12 protein-coding genes and 1 pseudogene are annotated in these 19,857 nt (G+C 67.7%); 11 read left to right on the top strand and 2 right to left on the bottom strand.

Going from position 1 to position 19,857, the window contains the following annotated elements; all coding sequences use genetic code 11:
• Positions 1-131 precede the first annotated feature (131 nt).
• The 5 genes from ABD883_RS00420 to ABD883_RS00400 all read left to right on the top strand — a co-directional run bounded on the left by ABD883_RS00420 (position 132) and on the right by ABD883_RS00400 (position 8,443).
• Positions 132-1,685 carry a DUF3375 domain-containing protein gene (locus tag ABD883_RS00420; RefSeq protein ID WP_345029003.1) on the top strand — a complete coding sequence of 518 codons (1,554 nt, stop codon included), beginning with the start codon at positions 132-134 and terminating at the stop codon, positions 1,683-1,685.
• Positions 1,682-2,401, top strand: coding sequence for a DUF4194 domain-containing protein (locus ABD883_RS00415; RefSeq protein WP_345029001.1), 720 nt, complete (start codon positions 1,682-1,684; stop codon positions 2,399-2,401). Before ABD883_RS00420 ends, ABD883_RS00415 begins: the two co-directional genes overlap by 4 nt.
• Positions 2,398-5,889, top strand: a complete 3,492-nt coding sequence (locus ABD883_RS00410; protein ID WP_345029000.1) for an ATP-binding protein — start codon at positions 2,398-2,400, stop codon at positions 5,887-5,889. Before ABD883_RS00415 ends, ABD883_RS00410 begins: the two co-directional genes overlap by 4 nt.
• A complete protein-coding gene (locus ABD883_RS00405; protein WP_345028998.1) occupies positions 5,886-7,190 on the top strand; it encodes a Wadjet anti-phage system protein JetD domain-containing protein in 1,305 nt (434 codons plus the stop codon). Before ABD883_RS00410 ends, ABD883_RS00405 begins: the two co-directional genes overlap by 4 nt.
• A 164-nt stretch (positions 7,191-7,354) precedes the next feature.
• Positions 7,355-8,443, top strand: a complete 1,089-nt coding sequence (locus ABD883_RS00400) for a Fic family protein (protein ID WP_345028997.1) — start codon at positions 7,355-7,357, stop codon at positions 8,441-8,443.
• Between the two features lie 33 nt (positions 8,444-8,476).
• Here the strand turns inward: ABD883_RS00400 and ABD883_RS00395 are convergent, their stop codons facing one another.
• Complete coding sequence (locus ABD883_RS00395; protein WP_345028995.1) at positions 8,477-9,001, bottom strand: DUF1801 domain-containing protein; 525 nt, start codon at positions 8,999-9,001, stop codon at positions 8,477-8,479.
• A gap of 383 nt (positions 9,002-9,384) precedes the next feature.
• Here ABD883_RS00395 and ABD883_RS00390 point away from each other — a divergent pair, with 383 nt between their 5' ends.
• Both ABD883_RS00390 and ABD883_RS00385 read left to right on the top strand, forming a co-directional pair.
• On the top strand, positions 9,385-9,663 hold the full coding sequence (locus tag ABD883_RS00390) for a glutaredoxin domain-containing protein (RefSeq protein ID WP_345028994.1): 279 nt from the start codon (positions 9,385-9,387) through the stop codon (positions 9,661-9,663).
• Positions 9,664-9,718: 55 nt separating this feature from the next.
• The gene (locus ABD883_RS00385; RefSeq protein ID WP_345028992.1) at positions 9,719-10,186 is read left to right on the top strand and encodes a GNAT family N-acetyltransferase; all 468 of its coding nucleotides are present in this window, start codon (positions 9,719-9,721) and stop codon (positions 10,184-10,186) included.
• 52 nt (positions 10,187-10,238) lie between these two features.
• Here ABD883_RS00385 and ABD883_RS00380 read toward each other — a convergent pair whose 3' ends face one another.
• On the bottom strand, positions 10,239-10,913 hold the full coding sequence (locus ABD883_RS00380; protein WP_345028990.1) for a GntR family transcriptional regulator: 675 nt from the start codon (positions 10,911-10,913) through the stop codon (positions 10,239-10,241).
• 107 nt (positions 10,914-11,020) lie between these two features.
• On the opposite strand from ABD883_RS00380, the gene ABD883_RS00375 reads away from it, so the two are divergent.
• The 4 genes and pseudogenes from ABD883_RS00375 (at position 11,021) to ABD883_RS00360 (ending at position 19,610) form a co-directional block, all read left to right on the top strand.
• Entirely contained in the window at positions 11,021-12,040 is a 1,020-nt protein-coding gene (locus tag ABD883_RS00375) for a 1-aminocyclopropane-1-carboxylate deaminase (RefSeq protein ID WP_345028988.1), read from the top strand.
• 309 nt (positions 12,041-12,349) lie between these two features.
• Positions 12,350-14,838: pseudogene (locus tag ABD883_RS00370) on the top strand (transketolase-like TK C-terminal-containing protein).
• A gap of 48 nt (positions 14,839-14,886) precedes the next feature.
• Positions 14,887-15,819, top strand: coding sequence for a protein NO VEIN domain-containing protein (locus ABD883_RS00365; RefSeq protein ID WP_345028987.1), 933 nt, complete (start codon positions 14,887-14,889; stop codon positions 15,817-15,819).
• A 260-nt stretch (positions 15,820-16,079) separates the two neighbouring features.
• Positions 16,080-19,610: a TM0106 family RecB-like putative nuclease gene (locus ABD883_RS00360; protein ID WP_345028986.1), complete on the top strand. Its 3,531-nt coding sequence runs from the start codon at positions 16,080-16,082 to the stop codon at positions 19,608-19,610.
• Positions 19,611-19,857: the final 247 nt, after the last annotated feature.

Here is a 19,857-nt window from a genome sequence, read left to right as displayed (position 1 = left end):
TCAGCGCCGCCGGCCCGGCACCGCTGACGAGGCGGGTCATGGTCTCCGACCAGGGCCCGCCTCGGGCGTTGTGGGGGTGTGAGGGCAGCCGCGGTGGCGTCGGTGTCCGTGCCACCCCATAGGCTGAGGGAATGGATGTGCTGACCCAGGCTCTGGCGCACCGGCGGCTGCTCGAGGACGACGCCGCCTGGGCATTCCTGCGCGGCGACAACGTGTGGTTCGCCGCTGCAGTGCTGCGAGTGCATCTCGCCGGCCCGGATCGGCGACTGCCCGCCTCCGCGCTCTTCGAGCGGATCGATGCGGACCTCGAACTCCTGCGATCGCACGGGCACGAGATTCCGGGCACGGCTCAGCACTACTGCGCCGAATGGCGGAAGAACGGCATCCTCATCCGCCGCAGCGCGGAGTCCACGAGGGACGAGACCTTCGAACTCTCGCCCTCAGGGCTGACAGCGCTCCAGTTCATCGAACGACTCGACTCCAACCGCACCACCGTGACGCAGTCGCGGCTGTCGAACATTCAGGAGCGGCTGCGTGTCCTCGTCCGCGACACCGACCCTGATGTCGAGACGCGGCTCACCGCGCTCCACGCCGAACGCGATCGGTTGGACGCCCGCGTCGCCGCCGTCCGCGCAGGTGAGGACACCGGACTCGATCCTGAGCGGGCGCGGGAAGCGGTTGAGGACCTGATCGCGCTCGCCGAAGAGCTGCCGAGCGACTTCGCCCGCGTGCGCTCCGCGCTCGAGGAGATCAACCGCGGGCTGAGGGCCCAGCTCATCGAGAACACCGGCGCGCGATCGCGCGTCCTTGACGACGTGTTCCGCGGAGTCGATCACCTCGCGGATTCCGAGGCCGGACGGAGCTTCGATGGGTTCTACGCACTCATTCTCGAACACGAGTCCGGGTCCGAGTTCGAAGCGAACATCGCTGCGCTCCTCGACCGCGCTTTCGTCCGTGCGCTCGATCGGGCCGACACCAGGTTCCTTCGTCGTCTGACGCCGATGCTCCAGGACCGTTCCGCAGAGGTCGGCGATGTGATGACAGGTCTGACCCGGTCCCTGCGACGGTTCGTCCAGTCCGAGGAGTTCCGCGAGGACCGGGCAGTGAACACTGAGATCCACGCCGCCCGCGCGCTCGCTCTCCGTCTCGCGGTTGAGATACCTCCTTACAGGCAGCTCGATGTCGAATTGGGTCGTACCTCGGTCAGGATCGATTCGGTGACGAGCTTTCGGCTCCACAACCCCGCCGACGCCCGGGTGATCGAGCCCGTGGAGATGCGGGCGACAGGCACGGTCGACATCGAGGCGCTGCGGGAGATGGCCCGGCTGACCGAGATCGATATCGGCGAACTCGTCGAGAACATCAACGAGACCTTGGAGGCCGCGCGCTGCGGGGAGCTCGACGGCCGGAACCGTGAGGCAGGCGAAGGGGCGCCTCGGACGGATGGCGTCACCATCGCCGAGGTGCTCCGCCGCCACCCGGCCACCCAGGGTGTGGCGAGCGTCGTCGGGCTCCTCGATCTCGGAGTCGGGCACGGGATCCGGGAAGCCGGAGGTGAGTCGGTCACCTGGTCGTCGATGACAGGGCGTTCACGGCGAGCCCAGCTCGACCGATTCCGCTTCACCGAGGACGTTCCCGGCGGGCGTCGGCGCCGACGGGCGCAGCAGAGGAGGGGTGGCGCATGAACGATGGAACAGGTGCCCACGCGAAGGAATCGACGACGGCCGGGCTCGGTGCGGAGAAGGGCGAGTCCCGACGGCCGCTCTGGGCGACCGATACAGGAGTGCTCGCTCTCGATACGCGGCGGGCGCTCGTGGCCTTGATCAAAGGCCCGTACGTCTCCGGTCGCAGTCACCCGCAGCTGTGGCGATCCGTGCTCGGGGACGAGGCAGCGTTGCGAGCCCGGTTGTCCGACATGTTCCTCGAGCTCGTCGTGGATACCGATTCGCGCCTCGCGTTCGTGCGCAATGCGGAGGTACCCGACGAGCAGGTCCCGGCCGTGGTCCGTACGCACACCCTGACCTTCCTCGATACCGCTCTGCTGCTCCATCTGCGGCACGAGCTGCTTAGAGCGGACCGGTCCGAGCGCGTGATCGTCGGTGTCGACGAGTCGCGCGATGCACTCCGGGTGTACGGCAGCGCATACGGACTCGACGAGGTGGGCTTCGCGAAGCGCTTCAACGCCTCGTGGACCAAGATGCACAAGTACGGTCTGCTCGCCGACACCGCGACGGAGGACCGGTTCGAGATCTCGCCGGTCCTGCGGTTGATCTTCGGACCGGACGAGATCCGTGCGGTGCGTGAGGAGTACGAGCGGCGGCTCGCCGAGGTCGGGACGAACGCCGCTCACGCACGGGAAGACCGGGATGAAGTCATGGACGCGATGGAGGACGACGAATGAACCGACCCGCTGAATCGCCGGCGACTCTGTTCGACGTCGAGACTTCCGCCGGTGAGGACCTGGTGTCGACCGAGCAGACTGCGGCCTCCGGGACGGTCGATGCACCGTTCCTCCGATCCGGCACGCTGCCTGCCGCAGCCGCCTCACCCGATGTCTCCGGGCAATGGCGCCTGTCGCGGATCGATGTGGTCAACTGGGGGACCTTCAACGGTCATCACGTCATCGACGTGCCGAGGACCGGTCTGGTGATCACCGGGGATTCCGGGACCGGCAAGTCCTCGCTGCTCGATGCGGTGACCACGGTACTCACTCCGCGCTCGAAGGTGCGGTACAACGCCGCAGCACAGGACCAATCGGTCCGTGCAAGTGATCGGAGCCTGGTGAGCTACGTCCGCGGTGCATGGCGATCGACCGATGCCGAGGACGCCGACGAGGTGCGCAGTGACTTCCTTCGCGCGGGAGCCTGCTGGTCGGGAGTGCGCCTGCGCTTCGACACGGCTGACGGGCAGGATCCGGTGGTGCTCGTCAAGCTGTTCAAGCTCAACCGCGGACAGATGTCATCCGGCGACGTCAAAGAGATCTGTGTGCTCGCGCGGGAGGATCTCGATCTCGCGAATCTCGGGGCATTCGTCTCCGAGGCCGTCGACCTCCGCGGCCTGAAGAAGGAATATCCGCAGGCGACGATCACGGAGAAGCACTCCGTCTTCCAGCAGCGGTTCCAGCGCTTCCTCGGCATCGTGTCGGATTCGGCGATCCTGCTGCTCCACCGGACGATGGCGGCGAAGAACCTCGGCAGCCTCGATGCTCTGTTCCGTGAGTACATGCTCGACGAACCGAAGACCTTCGCCACTGCGGATATGGCGGTCGAACAGTTCTCGGAACTGTCGCTGGCGCAACGCAGTGTGGTCGAGGCCCGCCGCCAGTTGGACGTCCTCGACACGATCGCTGAACTCCTCGACCGATGGGAGACGGCGAGTGGTGACAGTGCTCGGGCCCGAGCACTCGTCGAGGCGCTCGACCCGGTGACGAACGAATGGATCATCGAGCTCGCGGAGAAGGAGCTCGACCGGGCTCAGGCGTCGAACGCACGGGCCGAGGGCGAGCAGAGACAGGCGTCGACTGCGCTCGCCGAAGCGGAGCGGGATCGGGATGCCGCGCGCAGCCGACTGCTCGAATCCGGTGGCGCCGAGCTCGAAAGCCAGCAGACACTGCTCACTCATGCGCGGCGGGAGCACGAGCGGATCACGCGCACCCGAGAGCGCCTGGCTGCCCGGATCCGCACGGTGGGCATCGAATCACTGCCGGATTCGTGGGAGGAGTTCGCTGAACTGCAGCGGACCGGGCAGAAGGAAACCGTAGATACGGACCTGCTCGATCGTCTCGACAACGCCAAGCTCGTCGCCCATGACCGGCTTCGGGATCTGCGGCAGACGCGGTCCGGCCTCGAAGCGGACCGGGACGCCGCCCGCAGGCAGCAGTCCAATCTCGACCGCCGACTGCTCGCCGCGCGGACACTGATCGCTCGCTCCACCGGCCTCAACGAGTCCGCACTGCCGTTCGCCGGGGAACTCATGGAGGTCCGCCCCGAGCACACCGAATGGACCGGGGCCATCGAACGGGTGCTGCGTCCCCTGTCACGCACGATCCTCGTCGAGGACCGGCATCTGTCCGAGGTCACGCGCGCCCTCGATGAGCACCATTTCGGCACCCGGGTGGTCGTCGAGTCCGTTCCCGCCGAGGTGCCCGCCCCGCGGTCGCTCGCCGACGACCGCTCACTCGTCTATCGGGTCGACCTCAAGGACTGGTCGCCCAAGGCCGCCTGGCTGCGGACCGAGCTCGCCCGTCGATACGACTATTCGTGTGTGGGCAGCACTGCGGAGCTGACCGGCGTGGATCGCGGTCTCACCCGCGCCGGTCAGGTCAAACGCGGGCCCGGCCGATTCGAGAAGGACGACCGTTGGCGGGTCGATGACCCGAGCACCTGGGTGATGGGTTTCAGCGCCGAGGACAAGATCGTTCGTCTCCTCGAACAGCTCGAGCACATCGACCGACAGATCGCGAACGCGGACAAGGAGCTCGAACAGGCCATGCGCCGACACTCGCAGGCTCAGGAGCGCCGACGACTCATCGTCGATCTCGCCGACACCGATTGGGTAGACCTCGATATCACCGCAGCGGCCGCAGCGATCTCCGCGGCGGAGCACCGGATCGAGACTCTCACTGCGGCGAGCGCCGGGCTGGCGGCTGCCCGGCGTGATCTCGACGCGGCCGAGAAGTCCCTGACCGCAGCTCGGGTGCGGTGCCGGGACGCCGACCGCGAGCACGCTCGGATCGGGCAGGAGCTCAAAGCCGTCACCCGGGCCTTGGACGACGCGCGTGCCGACCTGAGAAGGACCGTGGAGGGACAGGTCGTCGCCGAAGACACGTCTACGGGCGAAGTCCCGGCGCCGGTGGTGGCATCCGGGCAGCGAGACGTCATTCGCAGGCGCATTCGAGCGGCCAAGCGGCACGTCGAGTACTTCGATCTGGTGCGGCTCTCGAAGAACCTCTCCATCGAACTCCAGCGGGAGGAGAAGACCGCTGACCGGGCGCGCACCGAGGCGGAGGCCGGGTTCACGGCCGCAGCCGGTGAGTTCAGGAGGACGTGGCCGGGCGTGAGCGCCGACCTCACCGGCTCGGTGGACGATCGCGGGGGCTACCGTGAGCTGCGATCACGGCTGAAGTCCGACGGTCTGCCGGAATTCGAGGATCGGTTCGCCCAGATGCTGCGCAAGCAGTCGACGCAGAACATGGGCAAGCTCAACACCATGCTCCGCAACGCCGCACAAGAGATTCGTGCACGGGTCGATCCGGTGAACACCTCGCTCCTGCGATCCCAGTTCGATGTGGGCCGATACCTCCAGATCCGGGTCAAGACCCGATTCAACGCCGATGTCCGGGAACTCATGCAGAAACTGCAGACCGTCACCTCCGGCGGACTGTCGGACATCGAACCGGCTGAGGCGGAGAGGAAGTTCGCCGTGATGGAAGAGATCATCACCCGGCTGCAGTCGTCGGAGCCCGCCGACCTCCGCTGGAGGCGCGCGTGCCTGGACACCCGCAGGCACGTGAGCTTCGTCGGGGTCGATCAGGACGCGGAAGGCGAGGTGGTGAGCGTGTACGAGTCGGCCGCCGGACTGTCCGGAGGACAGCGGCAGAAGCTCGTCGTGTTCTGCCTCGCCGCCGCGCTGCGGTATCAGCTCACCGACGGAGCCGAGGACGTCCCTCGGTTCGGCACCGTGTTCCTCGACGAGGCCTTCGATCGGGCGGACCAGGACTTCGCGCGGATGGCGATGGACATCTTCGTCGCTTTCGGGTTCCACATGATCCTCGTGACTCCGAAGAAGCTCCTGCAGACTCTCGAGGACTATGTGGGCGGCATCACCCTGGTGCGGAACAGTGATCGCCGCGATTCCCAGCTGAGCCGGACGACCTGGGACGACGCATGAGCACGCGGGAGTCGTCGGCGCCGACAACGCCTCTCACCGTTGCCGAGGCGCGGGCGCGCGTTCGGCGCGCTGTCACCGCGCATCAGCGCGCGTGGGCAGTCGGCCTCGAGTTCTCCCCGATCACGGTCGGCCTGCGTCCTCCCACCGAGGCGGCCGCCCTCGCCGATCTGCCCGAGGTATCCGCGTGGATCGCGGATTGGAACCATATCGCTGGAGGGGGCCGCCGCTCAGCACCGTCACCGCCCGACGTACCGGAGGTGGAGTTCACCGTGCGCCGGTGGGCGGGCCTCGGAACTCAGCAGCTGCCTACCAGGTTGCGGCTCGGTTCCGCCGGTGCGGTGGTGGAGTTCGTCGGCGGTCGCGCACAGTTCCGGCGGCTGCAGAGCCGTGCGGCGGGTGTGCTCGACTGGTTGAGCACGGTGCGGGCGACGGCGGATCCGAGCACGGAGGACCGGCAACTGGTGCGAGCACTCCTCGGCGACCTCGTCACACTTGAGGAGAGCGATTTCATGAGGCTGCTCGGAGTCCTCGAATGGCTGACAGCTCACCCGGAGTCGGGGATGTACATCCGGCAGCTGCCGATCGCCGGGGTCGATACGAAGTGGTTGGGCCGTCATCGGCGCGTGGTGACCGGACTCGTCACAGCGGTTACGGGAGCCGACGATCTGGGGCTGGCGGCGATGGAGTCGCGGGTGCGCCTGCGCCTGCTGCACCCGGAGCTGCGGATCGTCGGACTCGACGATCTCGAGATCCCGTGGTCGCAGGCCGCTGCTCTCTCCTTGCCGGGGCTCGGCGCGGAGGATCGGCGTGTGCTCGTGGTGGAGAACCTCGAGAGCTTCATCGCATTGCCGACCGACGGGTCAATGGGATGGGTGATCGCGATCTACGGGGGTGGGTACGCTGCATCCCTGGTGGCCGATCTCCCATGGCTGAGCTCATGCCGGGTCTACTACTGGGGAGACATCGATTCCCACGGCTTCGGGATCCTCAACCGATTCCGCGCGCATGTCGGTCATGCGGAGTCGGTGCTCATGGATTGCGGGACGCTCGATACCTTTCGGCATCTGGTCGTGCACGAACCGCGTCCCCTCGATGTCGAACCCGAGCATCTGCAGACCCTCACCGAGGACGAGCGTGACGTCTACCGATCCCTCCGTGCGTGCTCTGCCGGCTCGGATGATGCTGAGGGCGTTGACAGCAGCGGACCTGGTGGCGTGAATCGGATGGGCGGGCTGCGCCTCGAGCAGGAACGCATCGCGTGGCCCTTTGTTCTCGAACGGCTGACGTGGGCCCTGAAGTGACTCCCGGGTGGGGGTCCGACCGTTGGTGACGGCGATCGATTGGTCAGTGCGACGGTGTCGGTGCCCGTATGTGACGTGTCAAAACCGATGACAGATCGGCGGAACGTGTAAAGAATCAGGTGATTTTTTTACACGTTCTGGCGATCTGCAACTATTGTTTGCATATGCACTGGGATCCTCAGAAGCCGTACAACGATCTGCCGCCGCTTCCTCCGACCGCAGATGTCGAGTCCAGGGAGATCCTCAAGGAGACGATCGAGGCACGGGCGTCGTTGGCATCGTTGGACCAAGCCGTGCAGAGGATCCCCAATCCGTCGATCCTCATCAACTCGCTGTCGATTCTCGAAGCCCAGGCGAGCTCCGAGATCGAGAACATCGTGACGACGAGCGACGATCTGTTCCGCAACGTCCAGCGCGAAGCGGAATCGGCCAGCCCGGAGACCAAGGAGACGCTGCGCTATCGGACCGCCTTGTTCGCCGGCTTGGAGAGCATCAGGAGCAGGCCGCTGTCCACGAACACTGCCGTGCAGATCTGCACGATCATCCATGACCGCGAGATGGCCATCCGGCGCACGGCTGGAACGATGATCGCGGATCAGCGTACGCGTACGGCCGTGTATACGCCGCCGACGGGCGAGCAGACGATCCGCGATCTGCTGTCGAACTGGGAGCGCTTCATCCATGCATCGGATGAACTGGATCCGCTCATCGCCATGGCCATCGGGCACTACCAATTCGAAGCTATCCACCCGTTCGGCGACGGCAATGGACGAACGGGAAGGATCCTCAACGTGCTCCACCTCGTGCATGCCGGGCTTCTCGAAGTCCCCGTGCTCTATCTCTCGCGGTACATCATCGAGCACAAAGATGATTACTACCGTCTCCTGTTGCAGGTCACGACGGAAGGCGCGTGGGAGGAATGGATCCTCTTCATGCTGAGAGGCCTCCGCGAAACGGCACGATCAACACTGCGGAAGATCGACGGGATCGAGGAGACGCAGGGATCGGTCATGCAGAGCATCCGCGATGTCACGACCGCCGGTCCCAACGCCGATCTGCTCGATGTCCTGTTCGAGAACGTCTACTGCCGGATCAGTGATGTCGTCGCACGGTGCGAGGTCTCCCGCCCGACAGCGACCGGCTGGCTCAATGCTCTTGTCGAGAACGGCACGCTGGTGGACCACAAGATCGGGAGAGAGCGTCTCTTCCTCAACGTCGCGTTCTCCGAGGTGCTCGCGCGTCCTGAGCTGTGACCATGGGAGTCGCGATACGCAATGCTGAATCTGTCAGCAGCACGGCGTGTCGGAATCCCAGCCGATCCGGATGAGCTCGCGCAGCACCGCGAGGTCGATGTCCTCGGGCTTGTTGACGTAGACGCAGGAGGCACCGCGCCGGTGCTTGCCGAACCGGGCCCAGAGCTCGGGCGCGTCGTCTTCCTGCGGCAGCCCGTAGAGGGAGAGCGCGGCCTTGCGCGGGGCGAAGCCGGAGCGGAAGTACGTGCCCGACCAGCCGGACGCGTACGTGTAGTCGTAGGTCCCGTAGCCGATCATCGTCGGCCCCCACATCACCGGCGGCTCCCCGGTGACCTCGGAGTAGATGTCGAGCAGCAGGTGCCCGTGCACCCGCCGCCGAGGGGTCTCGAGGGAATCGATGTATGCGCGCGGGTCGACGTCGGTGGGGCCCGTCGCGGGGCCCGAGGCCGAGGCGCCCGCGTCGGGTGTTCGCGTGCTCGACTTCGCTGTGCCGGAGGATCTGGCACCGGACTTCGAGGTGCCGGACTTCTTCGCGCCGGTCTTCGCTGCGTCGCTCATGCCCCGATTGTGCCGCCGCCGACGCACGGTGTCGAGAGCCGGTGGTGTCGAGGTGCGCGCCGCCCCGGCCCATTGCTGGCGAAGCGGGGCCCGCACCGTGCGATTGCGGGTCTTTTCGGAATCGGCAACCGGATCTTCGGCGTACTGGCGAGTACAGCTGAGATCCAGTTGTCTTTCGCAGAAACACCTGTATCGGCGCTCGGTGTCGAAAGCCGGTGGTGTCGAGAGGCGGTGGAGTCGGGAGCCGGTGGTGTCGAGGTGCGTGCCGCCTCGGGCCCGGGAATAGCGCGTGGGGGTGCGCGGTTGTGGGTGGCGAGCACCATCACCCGCACGGCCCGGCCGACCGGAGGCCGGAGACCGTGCATGACTGCCGAGGAGGCACGATGAGCGTCAACGTCGAGGAGTTCCTGCCCGAGACCGGGTCCGTCACCATGTTCACCACGAGCTGGTGCGGCTATTGCAAGCGCCTGCGCCCGCAGCTCGACCAGGCGGAGATCCCCGTCACCGAGGTCAACATCGAGACCATTGACAACGGCGCGGCCGTCGTCGAGCAGGCCAACGGCGGCAACCAGACCGTCCCGACCCTGCTGTTCTCCGACGGCACCACGCTCACCAACCCCTCGCGCGCCCAGGTGCAGGACAAGCTCGCCGCGATCGGCTGAGCCGCAGTCCGGTGCTACGGTCGCTCCAACGGACCCGCAGGACCGAGGAGGACCCATGGCCGGCACCGACATCACCATCCGCCCCGTCACCCGGGACGATGCCGCCCAGTGGCACCGCCTCTACACGGGCTACGCGGAGTTCTACCGGGTCGAGCAGACCGCGGAGATGCGCGACACCGTGCTGTCATGGCTGCTCGACGACGCCCACACCTCGCAGGGCCTCGTCGCCGAGGCGTCCGACGGGACGCTCGCCGGGCTCGCCCATTTCCGGCCGTTCGCCCGCCCGCTGTCCGCGTCGACCGGCATGTACCTCGATGACCTGTTCGTCGACCCGGAGCACCGGGGCTCGGGTGCTGCGCGCCTGCTGCTCGCGGGGCTCGCCCGGATCGCGGCGGACCGCGGCTGGACGCTGGCCCGCTGGATCACCCGCGACGACAACTATCGCGCCCGCGGTCTCTACGACCAGGTCGCCGCGCGCACCGACTGGATCACCTACGACATGCCCCCGGCGGACGCACGCTGACCTCCGGCTCGCGAGCGCTGACCCCGGCCCAGGAGGGGTTCCGGTCCTCGGCTCAGGCGGGCTGATCCGCTGCCGCGCCCTCGCCTCGGATCGCCAGCGTCGACCAGTTGCGGCGCGTGAGCTCGGCGGCGCGCTCGGCGTCACCGTCAGCGCAGGCGTCGATGATCGCGGCGTGGTCGGCTGCGGAGTCGATCGCGCCTACGTCCCCGAACCGCAGGTACTCCGCCCGGCGCAGCATCGCGGTCACGGGTTCGAGGTGCTCGGCGATGAGCGGGTTCCCGCACAGCTCGACGGCGACGGCGTGGAACGCGTCGTCGGCCCGCACAGCCGCCTCGGCGTCTGTCGAGGCGAGGGCTGAATCGAGAGCGGCGTTCGCCTCGGCCATGGTGTTGATGTGGTGCTCGGTCATGAGGGGGACGGCCAGGCGGGCGGCGAGCGCGTGGAGCTCGGCGGCGATCTGCTGGGCGTGGGCTACGGCCTCGCCGGTGACGGGGGAGACCATGGTCAGCCGGCCGGGCTCGGCGATGACGAGTCCCGAGCGCTCGAGCCGGAGCAGCGCCTCGCGGATGGGAGTGCGGGACACGCCCAGCCACTCGCTGAGCTCGGCGTCGCGGAGCTTCTCACCGGGGGCGAGCCGGCCGCTGACGATCGCGTCGCGCAGGGAGAAGTAGACGTCGTCGCGCAGGAGGGTGCGGCGGTGGACGCCCCGAGCGGCGGGGACCGGCATGGAAGACCTCCTGGTGGGCGGGGTGGCTGTTGACATCCTACCTCGCGAAGTGCAATATATTGCATACCACGTGATGACCATCACGCCACCGACCCTTAGGAGCTCCCGTGGCACTCTCCGACTTCGAACGCTATCCCCTGACCTTCGGGGCCAGCCCTGTCCACCCGCTCGACAACCTCACCAAGCACCTCGGCGGTGCGCGCATCTGGGCCAAGCGCGAGGACGTGAACTCCGGTCTGGCGTTCGGCGGCAACAAGACCCGCAAGCTCGAGTACATCGTGCCCGACGTGCTCGCCTCCGGCGCGGACACCATCGTGTCGATCGGCGGCTACCAGTCCAACCACACCCGCCAGGTCGCCGCCGTCGCCGCCCACCTGGGCCTCAAGGCGCGCCTCGTGCAGGAGAGGTGGGTCGACTGGGACGACCCGGTCAACGACAAGGTCGGCAACATCGAGCTGTCGCGGATCATGGGTGCCGACGTGCGCCTCGACTCCGCCGGCTTCGACATCGGCATCCGCTCGAGCTGGGAGGAGGCGATGGAGGACGTGCGTGCCAACGGCGGCACCCCGTACCCGATCCCGGCCGGCGCGTCCGAGCACAAGCTCGGCGGCCTGGGCTTCGCCAACTGGGCCCATGAGGTGGCCGAGCAGGAGAAGGAGCTCGGCGTCTTCTTCGACACCATCGTCGTGTGCACCGTCACCGGCTCGACGCACGCCGGCATGATCGCCGGATTCGCCGCGCTCGAGGACGCCGGCGGCCGCAAGCGGAAGGTCATCGGCATCGACGCCTCCGCCACGATCGACAAGACCCGCGACCAGGTGGGCCGGATCGCTGCGAACACCGCGGAGCTCATCGAGCTCGGCCGTGAGCTGCGCGACGACGAGATCACCATCCTCGAGGGCTGGGCCGGCGACTACTACGGCATCCCCGTCGAGTCGACGGTCAACGCCATCCGCACCGCCGCGAGCCTCGAGGGCTTCATCACCGACCCGGTGTACGAAGGCAAGTCCATGGCCGGCCTCATCGACCTGGTGAAGTCCGGCGAGATCGGCAAGGACTCCAACGTCCTCTACGCGCACCTCGGCGGGCAGCTCGCCCTCAACGCGTACTCGTCGATCTTCGACTGATCTCCCCGGGCACCGGGGCCGCGGGCACCGCCGGCCCGGACCGGACGGCGGCTTCCGGTTCCGTGGTGGTCCAGCGGGCTCCGGTTCCGTGGTCGATCCAGTGCGGTTCGCCTGCCGATTCCGCACTGGATCGACCACGGAGCATCCCGGACCGCACTGGAGTGGCCATGGAACCCGCCGCCCGCACCAGAAAGACTGTGGAATCGGACGGCTGCACCGCCGCCCGCCCCGCCCCGCACTGTTGCCCCATCCTGCACCGCCCGCCGACCTGTACCGCCCGCGCACGCCGACCTGCTCGACAGGAGAATCATGAGCTCGAACCCCACCGCCCCTCAGGATGCAGCCGCCCCCGACAGCCGGACCCCGGACGCCCGGTCCCAGGACACCCGCACCCCGGACGCCCAGCCGGAGGACCGCCACCAGTTCGAGACGAGCACCCAGCTCGACCCGCCGAGCGTGAACTCGCGGCCCCTGTCCGCGACCGCCTCGGCGGACGAGGCGGTGCTCGACGAGATCGCCCAGCGCGTGCTGTGGATCGCGACCGCGATGATCGACGCGGCCAACCGCGGGCGGGAGAACCCGGACGGGGTCAAGGTCGGCGGGCACCAGTCCTCGAGCGCCTCGATGGTGGGCATCATGACCGCGCTGTGGTTCTCCGAGCTCACCGCCGCGGACCGGGTGTCGGTGAAGCCGCACGCCTCGCCGGTGCTCCACGCGATCAACTACCTGCTCGGCGACCTCGACGAGAAGTACCTCACCACGCTGCGGTCGGAGGGCGGGCTGCAGCCGTACCCCTCGCGCGCCAAGGATCCCGATACCGTCGACTTCTCCACCGGCTCGGTGGGCATCGGGGCAACCGCGCCGCTGTGGGCTGCGCTGAGCCACCGCTACGTCAAGGAGCACTTCCCGCAGGCGCCGGAGGCCGGCCGCTTCTACTCGCTGCTCGGCGACGCGGAGATGGACGAGGGCGCGGTGTGGGAGGCGATCATCGATCCCGAGGTGCGTCAGCTCGGGGAGGCGGTGTGGATCGTCGACCTCAACCGGCAGTCGCTCGACCGGATCATCCCCGACGTGCAGATCGCGCGCCTGCAGGGGATGTTCGCCGCCGCGGACTGGCAGGTGCTCACCTGCAAGTGGGGCGCGCGGATCCAGGGTCTGTTCGCAGGCTCCGGCGGGCAGGCGTTCGAGCAGCGCATGACCGACATGCCCAACGAGGAGTACCAGCGGATCCTGCGTTCGCACCCGGACGAGGTCGCCGAGCGCGTGCTCGCCGGGGTCGAGGACGCCGAAGAGTCCGGCCTGCGGGCACTCGTGGAGTCGCTCACGCCTCGGGAGCTCGCCGAGGTGGTCCGCGACCTGGGCGGGCACGACATCTCCCAGCTGCTCGGCACCTTCGCGCAGATCGACGACACCCGGCCGACGGTGATCTTCGCCTACACGATCAAGGGCCGCGGCCTGGCGACCGAGGGGCACCCGAACAACCACGCCGCCAGCTCACCGAGTCGCAGATGCGCGAGCTCGCGGAGATCTCCGGGACCGCGCTCGAATCCCCCTGGCAGCGGTTCGACGCGGACACCCCGGCCGGAGAGCTGTGCGCGGCGACCGCCGAGCGCCTGCACCGCGAGCCCATCGCCGAGGAGACCGTGGGCGCGATCCCGGACGAGCTCGAGTGGGGCCACAAGCAGGTCACCAGCACGCAGGCGACGCTCGGCCGGTTCCTGTCCGACCTCAAGCGGGCCGTGCCGGAGGTCGCCGAGCGCGTGGTGACGCTGAGCCCGGACGTCGCGACGTCGACGAACCTGGGCGGCTGGATCAACAAGACCGGCGTGTGGTCGCTCACCGGCCGGCATGACTGGTTCAGCGACGACCGCGAGCGGGTGCTCAAGTGGCAGGAGGTGTCCGGCGGCCAGCACATCGAGCTCGGCATCGCGGAGGTCAACCTGGTCAGCCTCGCCGGGGAGCTCGGCGCGACCTACAGCCGGTGGGGGCAGCCGCTCATCCCGATCGCGACGATCTACGACCCGTTCATCAACCGGGCGCTCGAGCCGTGGACGTTCGGGATGTACGCCGGCGGGCAGCCGATCATGGTCGGCACACCCTCGGGGGTGACGCTCGCTCCGGAGGGCGGAGCGCACCAGTCGTTCAACACACCGTCGGTGACGATGGAGATCCCGGAACTCGTGGCGTGGGAGCCGGCGTTCGCGCAGGACCTCGAGTGGACGATGCTCGAGGCGATGAAGTCGATCGGCATGCCCGGCGGGCACTCGGCGTACTTCCGGCTCTCGACCCGGCCGGTGGACCAGTCGATCGCGGCGCTGCCGGAGGACCCGGTGCTGCTGGCGCGCCGGCGCGAGCACGCGGTGGCCGGCGGGTACCGGATCAGCGCGCACCCGGCCTACGAGGACGAGGTCGTGCTCGTGGGAGTGGGGGCGATGATGACCGAGGTCGTCACCGCAGCACGGGCGCTCGCCGCCCGCGGCATCACCGCAGGCGTGGTGTGTCTGACGAGCCCGGACCTCGTGTTCCGCTCGCTGCAGGACCGGCACCGGGTGGCGGCAGGGGAGCGGTCGGCCATCGCCGAGGCGCTCTTCCCCGCCGACTGCCCGGCGCCTCTGGTGACGGTCATCGACGGCCACCCGCACACGCTGGCGTTCCTCGCCGGGGTGCGCGGGGACCGGACGGTGAACCTGGGCGTGAGCAGCTTCGGCCAGGCGTCGTCCGTGTCCGAGGCGTACGCGCTGCACGGGATCGACGCCAGCTCGATCCAGCGGGCGGCGCTGGATGTGGTGGGGCGGTAGAAGAAACGACCCCTGGTTCGAGGGGAATCGCGCCGCTAGCATCGGAGCATGACTGCCGAGTTTGGTAATGGGAGCCAGTACCAGGCAATTCTCTTCACCCATAACCCCGCGAAGAGCGAGATCTATCCCGAGGTGCTCGATGATTGGATCAAGGCGACGGCCGAAGGCCGGGTGATTGAGGAGAACTGGTCGACGGGTGGAACCACCAAGAAGATCAAACCCGGCGACCGGGCCTACTTGATGCGACTCGGAGTCAAGAATCGGGGGATCTTCGCCAGTGGCTGGGTCACCAGTGACGTGTATCCATGTGATCACTGGGACGGATCAGAGGGTTCTGCAAACTATGCGGATATTCGGTGGGATACCTTCCTCCACCCCGATGATGCGCTTCCTATCGACTTGTTGAAGACCGAGTTTCCACACATTTATTGGACTCCGCAGTCCAGTGGAATGACGATCAGCTTCGAAGTTGCGGACTCGCTCGACTCGCTGTGGGACGAGCACGTCAGAGCAGTGCGCACCCCCAGACGTCGACAACCTGTTGAGGCCACGGTGGTGAAGAGACAGGGACAGCAGACCGATGTTGCTCTGCGTAAACAGATCGAGAACCTCGCTCAGGATCGGTTGATGGACCACTTCGTGGCCCGAGGCTGGGACGTCGAAGACATGCGTATCGGAAACTCGTTCGATGCACGTGCCACCCGGGGCAATGAGGTCCTTTATCTCGAATCGAAAGGCACCGTGACTGCAGGCGAGAAGGTGATTGTCACGCGTGGTGAGGTCAAATTCGCGTTTGAACATCCAGGGCGTTGTGTCATGGGAATCGTTTCTGGAATCGAACTGCTGGACCGCCAGACTGTTGACCCGGATAGCGGATCTCTCACCTTGTACAACTGGAATCCGTCCGCCGACGATCTTGATCCGCGCCACTTCGACTTCTATCCGCCGGACACAGCCAGATTCCCTGACCAGCCTGACTGAGTTCGGTGGGCCGGTACCCCACTTGGAGCCGCCATCTTCAGGAGCATCGGCTCCGTCACGGAGCGTCAGCGATCTCGCCGATGACGGATGCACGAGTCCGGTCTTGAGAGGTGAAGCGCTTCACAGGGGCTGTCTTCTCGGCTTCGCGCTGCATTCGCGCGATGAGCCACTGACCGGACTGCTGCGCGAACTGCTCCCACCCGTGTCCGCACCTGCTGGCAGGATGGAACGGAGATCCAACCGATCCCGAAAGAGGCCTCATGTACATCGACTTCCACGATCGTGTGGTGACGAGCCCGAGCGATCTCACCGCCGCATCGGCCTGCGAGTTCGGCTTCCTCCGCCGGCTCGACGAGAAGCTCGGCAGGATCGCGCCGCTGGCTCGTGAGGCGGACCCCATGCTCGAGCGCACCGCGGAGCTCGGAGCTGGGCACGAGGCGCGGATCGTCGAAGACCTCCGGGCACAGGGGCTCACTGTCGTCACCCTCGACCGGCCGAATCTGCGGGATTCCAGCGGGATCGAGGAGGCGGAACGGGCCACGCTCGCGGCGCTCGAATCAGGGGCCGATGTCGTCGTCCAGGCCGCGCTCGCCGGCGACGACGGGCTGCCGTTCGCCGGCTTCACCGACTTCCTCGTGAGGCGCCCGGACGGCGGCTGGCGGGTGCAGGACACCAAGCTCGCACGGAGCGCCAAGGTCACGGCGCTGCTGCAGGTCGCGGCCTACGCCCAGCGCCTCACCGAGCTTGGGGTGGCCGTAGACGACGAGGTCGACCTCATCCTCGGTGACGGTGCGATGAGCACCCACCGCCTGTCCGACATCGCGCCGATGTACCGACTCCGTCGGGCCCGCCTCGTCGCCATGATCACCGGGCACCAGGCGGAACCGCGGCCGGTCCGGTGGAACGATCCCCGGTACACGCAGTGCGGCTCCTGCCCGGACTGCGAGGCGGAGATCGAGTCGCACCGGGACATGTGGCTCGTCTACGCCCTGTCCACCGTCCAACGGCAGCGGCTTCGCCAGGCAGGCTTGCAGACGATCGACGACGTCGCCGCGTGGCAGCCGGGAGACCCCAACGGCGGCGTACCCCAACGCACGATGACGAAGCTCGCGCGGCAGGCGCGGCTGCAGATCGCGAGCAAGGGCCGGGACGTCCCCGTATTCGAGGTGGGCGATCCGACTGCACTCCATCTGCTCCCGGAGCCCAGCCCGGGTGACCTGTTCTTCGACTTCGAGGGCGACCCGCTGTGGACCCCGGACGGCGTGACGTGGGGCCTCGACTACCTGTTCGGCATGGTCGACTCCGCCGGGCGGTTCACCGCGCTCTGGGCGCACAGCATGGACGAGGAGCGCCAAGCGCTGCTCGACTTCCTCGGCCTCGTCGAGCAGAAGCGCGCCGAGCACCCGGACATGCACATCTACCACTACGCGCCGTACGAGCGCACCCACCTGCTGTCGATCGCCCAGCGCCACGGCGTGGGCGAGGACCGGGTGGACGAGCTGCTGCGGCAGGGCGTCCTCGTCGACCTGTACGCCACGGTGAGCAAGTCCCTGGCGCTCGGGCTGCCCTCGTACTCGATCAAGAAGCTCGAGGCGCTCCACATGGCCGGCGAGAAGGAGCGGGAGGGTGTGTCAGGCGGAGACGAGAGCATCGACCAGTACGCCCGCGCGGTACAGCTCCGGGACGCCGGCCGGACGGAGGAGGCGCAGGAGCGGCTCGCCGACATCGAGCAGTACAACGCCTACGACTGCATCTCGACGCTCAAGCTGCGCGACTGGCTGCGAGCGCTCGCGCTGGAGCATCCGGCTGCGGACGGCTCAGTGCCCGGGGAGCACCCGCCCGAGGCCGAGGTGCCCGCGCCGAAGCCGGAGACGGACTCCGCCCGAGCGCGGCGGGAGAAGCGCGAGGCCGAGGACGAGCTGCGGAGCAGTCTCGAGGACGAGCTCGAGGCCCTGGCCGGAGACCCGTTCTCCCCGGGCCGCACCGACACCGAGCGCGCGTGGGGCATGGCCCGCGCTGCTCTGCGGTATCACGAGAGGGAGGAGAAGGGCTTCTGGTGGGAGCACTTCGCCCGGCTCGAGCAGGCGCGCGACGAGTGGGCGGAGCACCGCAACGTCTTCCACATCGGCCACGCCGAGGTCGTCGACGATTGGGAGAAACGGGGTCGCGCGAGGATGCACAGCCGGCGGCTCGCCCTTCACGGTGCGTGGACCGATGGGAGCTCCGGGGTGCCGGGCTCGGGGTTCCTGCTCTACGAGCACCCGGGCCCCAGGCCGCCGCGCGAGCACGAGACGGGTTCGCGTGATGCTGTCGAGGCCACTGACATCGAGGAGATTGAGCTCGACACCGGGGGCACTCTCCTCATGGTTACCGAGAGGACGACGACGACGTTCCCGGAGACATACGATCACCTGCCGATCGCTCTGGCACCGGGTGCCCCGCCGCGGACCGACAGCCTTCGACAGTCGATCCTCGACTGGGTCGCGGATGCCCGCGAGAACGCGCCGGATTGGCCGATGGGAGCAGCCGCCGATGTCCTGGCGCGGCGTCCCTCCCGGCTGCGCAGCGGCGGACTCGCACAGGTTTCAGGAGACGACACCGTGGGCGCGGTCGTGGACTCTGCGGTCCGGCTGGACGGGAGCTACCTCGCCGTCCAGGGGCCGCCGGGCACGGGGAAGACCTACCTCGCGGCGCGCGCTATTGCCCGCCTCGTCGCCGAGCGCGGGTGGAAGGTCGGCGTGGTCGCGCAGTCGCATGCCGTCGTCGACAACGTGCTCACCGAGATCGTGGAGAACGGCCTCCTCGAGGTCGGGGCGGTGTCGAAGGCGCAGAGTGACGACCGGGATCCGGTGCACCCGGATGTCAGCGTTACGACCACGGGGAAGTGGAAGGACGAGTTCGCCGCCGAGCGCGCCGGTCGCGGATACGTGGTCGGCGGCACCGCCTGGTTCTTCTCGAGTACGACCGCGATTGACAGCGGGCAGCTCGACCTCCTCGTCATCGACGAAGCTGGGCAGTACTCGCTGGCGAACACGATCGCAGTGAGCCGGGCCGCGCGGAACCTCATGCTGTTCGGCGACCCGCAGCAGTTGCCGCAGGTGAGCCAGGGATCGCACCCGGAGCCGGTCGACACCTCGGCCCTGGGGTTCCTCAGCGCCGGACACGACGTGTTGCCGGCGGAGTTCGGGTACTTCCTCGGGGAGAGCCGGCGGATGGATGCGGCGGTGTGTGGGCCGGTGTCTCGGTTGTCCTACGACGGGCGGCTCGACTCGCACCCCAGCACTCGCGCGCGCCGGCTCGCCGAGGTGAGGCCCGGTCTGGAACCGATCGAGGTGCGTCACGCCGGGAACGCGACGAGCTCCGTCGAAGAGGCCGAGGTAGTCGTGGACGTCGTGCGCGACACGCTAGGTGCGCGGTGGGACGATGGCGGAGGCGACGTCAGGAAGCTGGACGAGAGTGATGTCATCGTCGTCACGCCGTACAACGCGCAGGTGGGAACGGTCCGGGCTGCGCTCGACTCAGCCGGGCTGAGAGATGTCCGCGTGGGCACGGTGGACAAGTTCCAGGGTCAGCAGGCGGTTGTGTCGATCCTGACGCTCGCGGCCTCGTCCGCGGCCGAGGTGCCGCGGGGCATCAGCTTTCTCCTCATGAAGAATCGGCTCAACGTCGCGATCTCACGCGCGAAGTGGAATGCGTACCTCGTCTACTCACCGGATCTCCTGGATCATCTGCCGTCGACACCTCAGGCGCTCGCGGAGATGAGTGCGTTCGCGGGGTTGGTGGGGGAGTGATGGTGGGTGGGATGGGAAATGCAGTGCATTCCAGGCAGAGTTCGAGCTAATCGGACGGGTGGCTCTCGACTCCAATGCACCTATCGAAATGAGAGCACGACGACGATTTTCCTGCGCGGATCCCCGCGGTGCCCTAGGTTGACAAGAGGAAGGCAGACGCGCAGGAGGGTGTTTCATTAGTTGTGTAAGGGTCCGGTCTCGAACCGAGGTGTGACCTGGTGTCCCGCCTCTGAAAAGGACCGATGAC

The organism is Brevibacterium pityocampae, from assembly GCF_039541555.1.
In the GTDB taxonomy this organism is placed as follows: domain Bacteria; phylum Actinomycetota; class Actinomycetes; order Actinomycetales; family Brevibacteriaceae; genus Brevibacterium; species Brevibacterium pityocampae.
The sequence above is the reverse complement of the archived record's forward strand: the minus strand, read 5'-3'. Positions and strand labels throughout refer to the sequence as shown.

Bases quoted from the DNA above. Each gene is read 5' to 3' on its own strand.
- ABD883_RS00420 (WP_345029003.1), top strand. From the start codon at position 132: ATGGATGTGCTGACCCAGGCTCTGGCGCACCGGCGGCTGCTCGAGGAC.
- ABD883_RS00400 (WP_345028997.1), top strand. From the start codon at position 7,355: ATGCACTGGGATCCTCAGAAGCCGTACAACGATCTGCCGCCGCTTCCT.
- ABD883_RS00410 (WP_345029000.1), top strand. From the start codon at position 2,398: ATGAACCGACCCGCTGAATCGCCGGCGACTCTGTTCGACGTCGAGACT.
- ABD883_RS00380 (WP_345028990.1), bottom strand. From the start codon at position 10,913: ATGCCGGTCCCCGCCGCTCGGGGCGTCCACCGCCGCACCCTCCTGCGC.
- ABD883_RS00390 (WP_345028994.1), top strand. From the start codon at position 9,385: ATGAGCGTCAACGTCGAGGAGTTCCTGCCCGAGACCGGGTCCGTCACC.
- ABD883_RS00385 (WP_345028992.1), top strand. From the start codon at position 9,719: ATGGCCGGCACCGACATCACCATCCGCCCCGTCACCCGGGACGATGCC.
- ABD883_RS00395 (WP_345028995.1), bottom strand. From the start codon at position 9,001: ATGAGCGACGCAGCGAAGACCGGCGCGAAGAAGTCCGGCACCTCGAAG.
- ABD883_RS00365 (WP_345028987.1), top strand. From the start codon at position 14,887: ATGACTGCCGAGTTTGGTAATGGGAGCCAGTACCAGGCAATTCTCTTC.
- ABD883_RS00405 (WP_345028998.1), top strand. From the start codon at position 5,886: ATGAGCACGCGGGAGTCGTCGGCGCCGACAACGCCTCTCACCGTTGCC.
- ABD883_RS00415 (WP_345029001.1), top strand. From the start codon at position 1,682: ATGAACGATGGAACAGGTGCCCACGCGAAGGAATCGACGACGGCCGGG.
- ABD883_RS00360 (WP_345028986.1), top strand. From the start codon at position 16,080: ATGTACATCGACTTCCACGATCGTGTGGTGACGAGCCCGAGCGATCTC.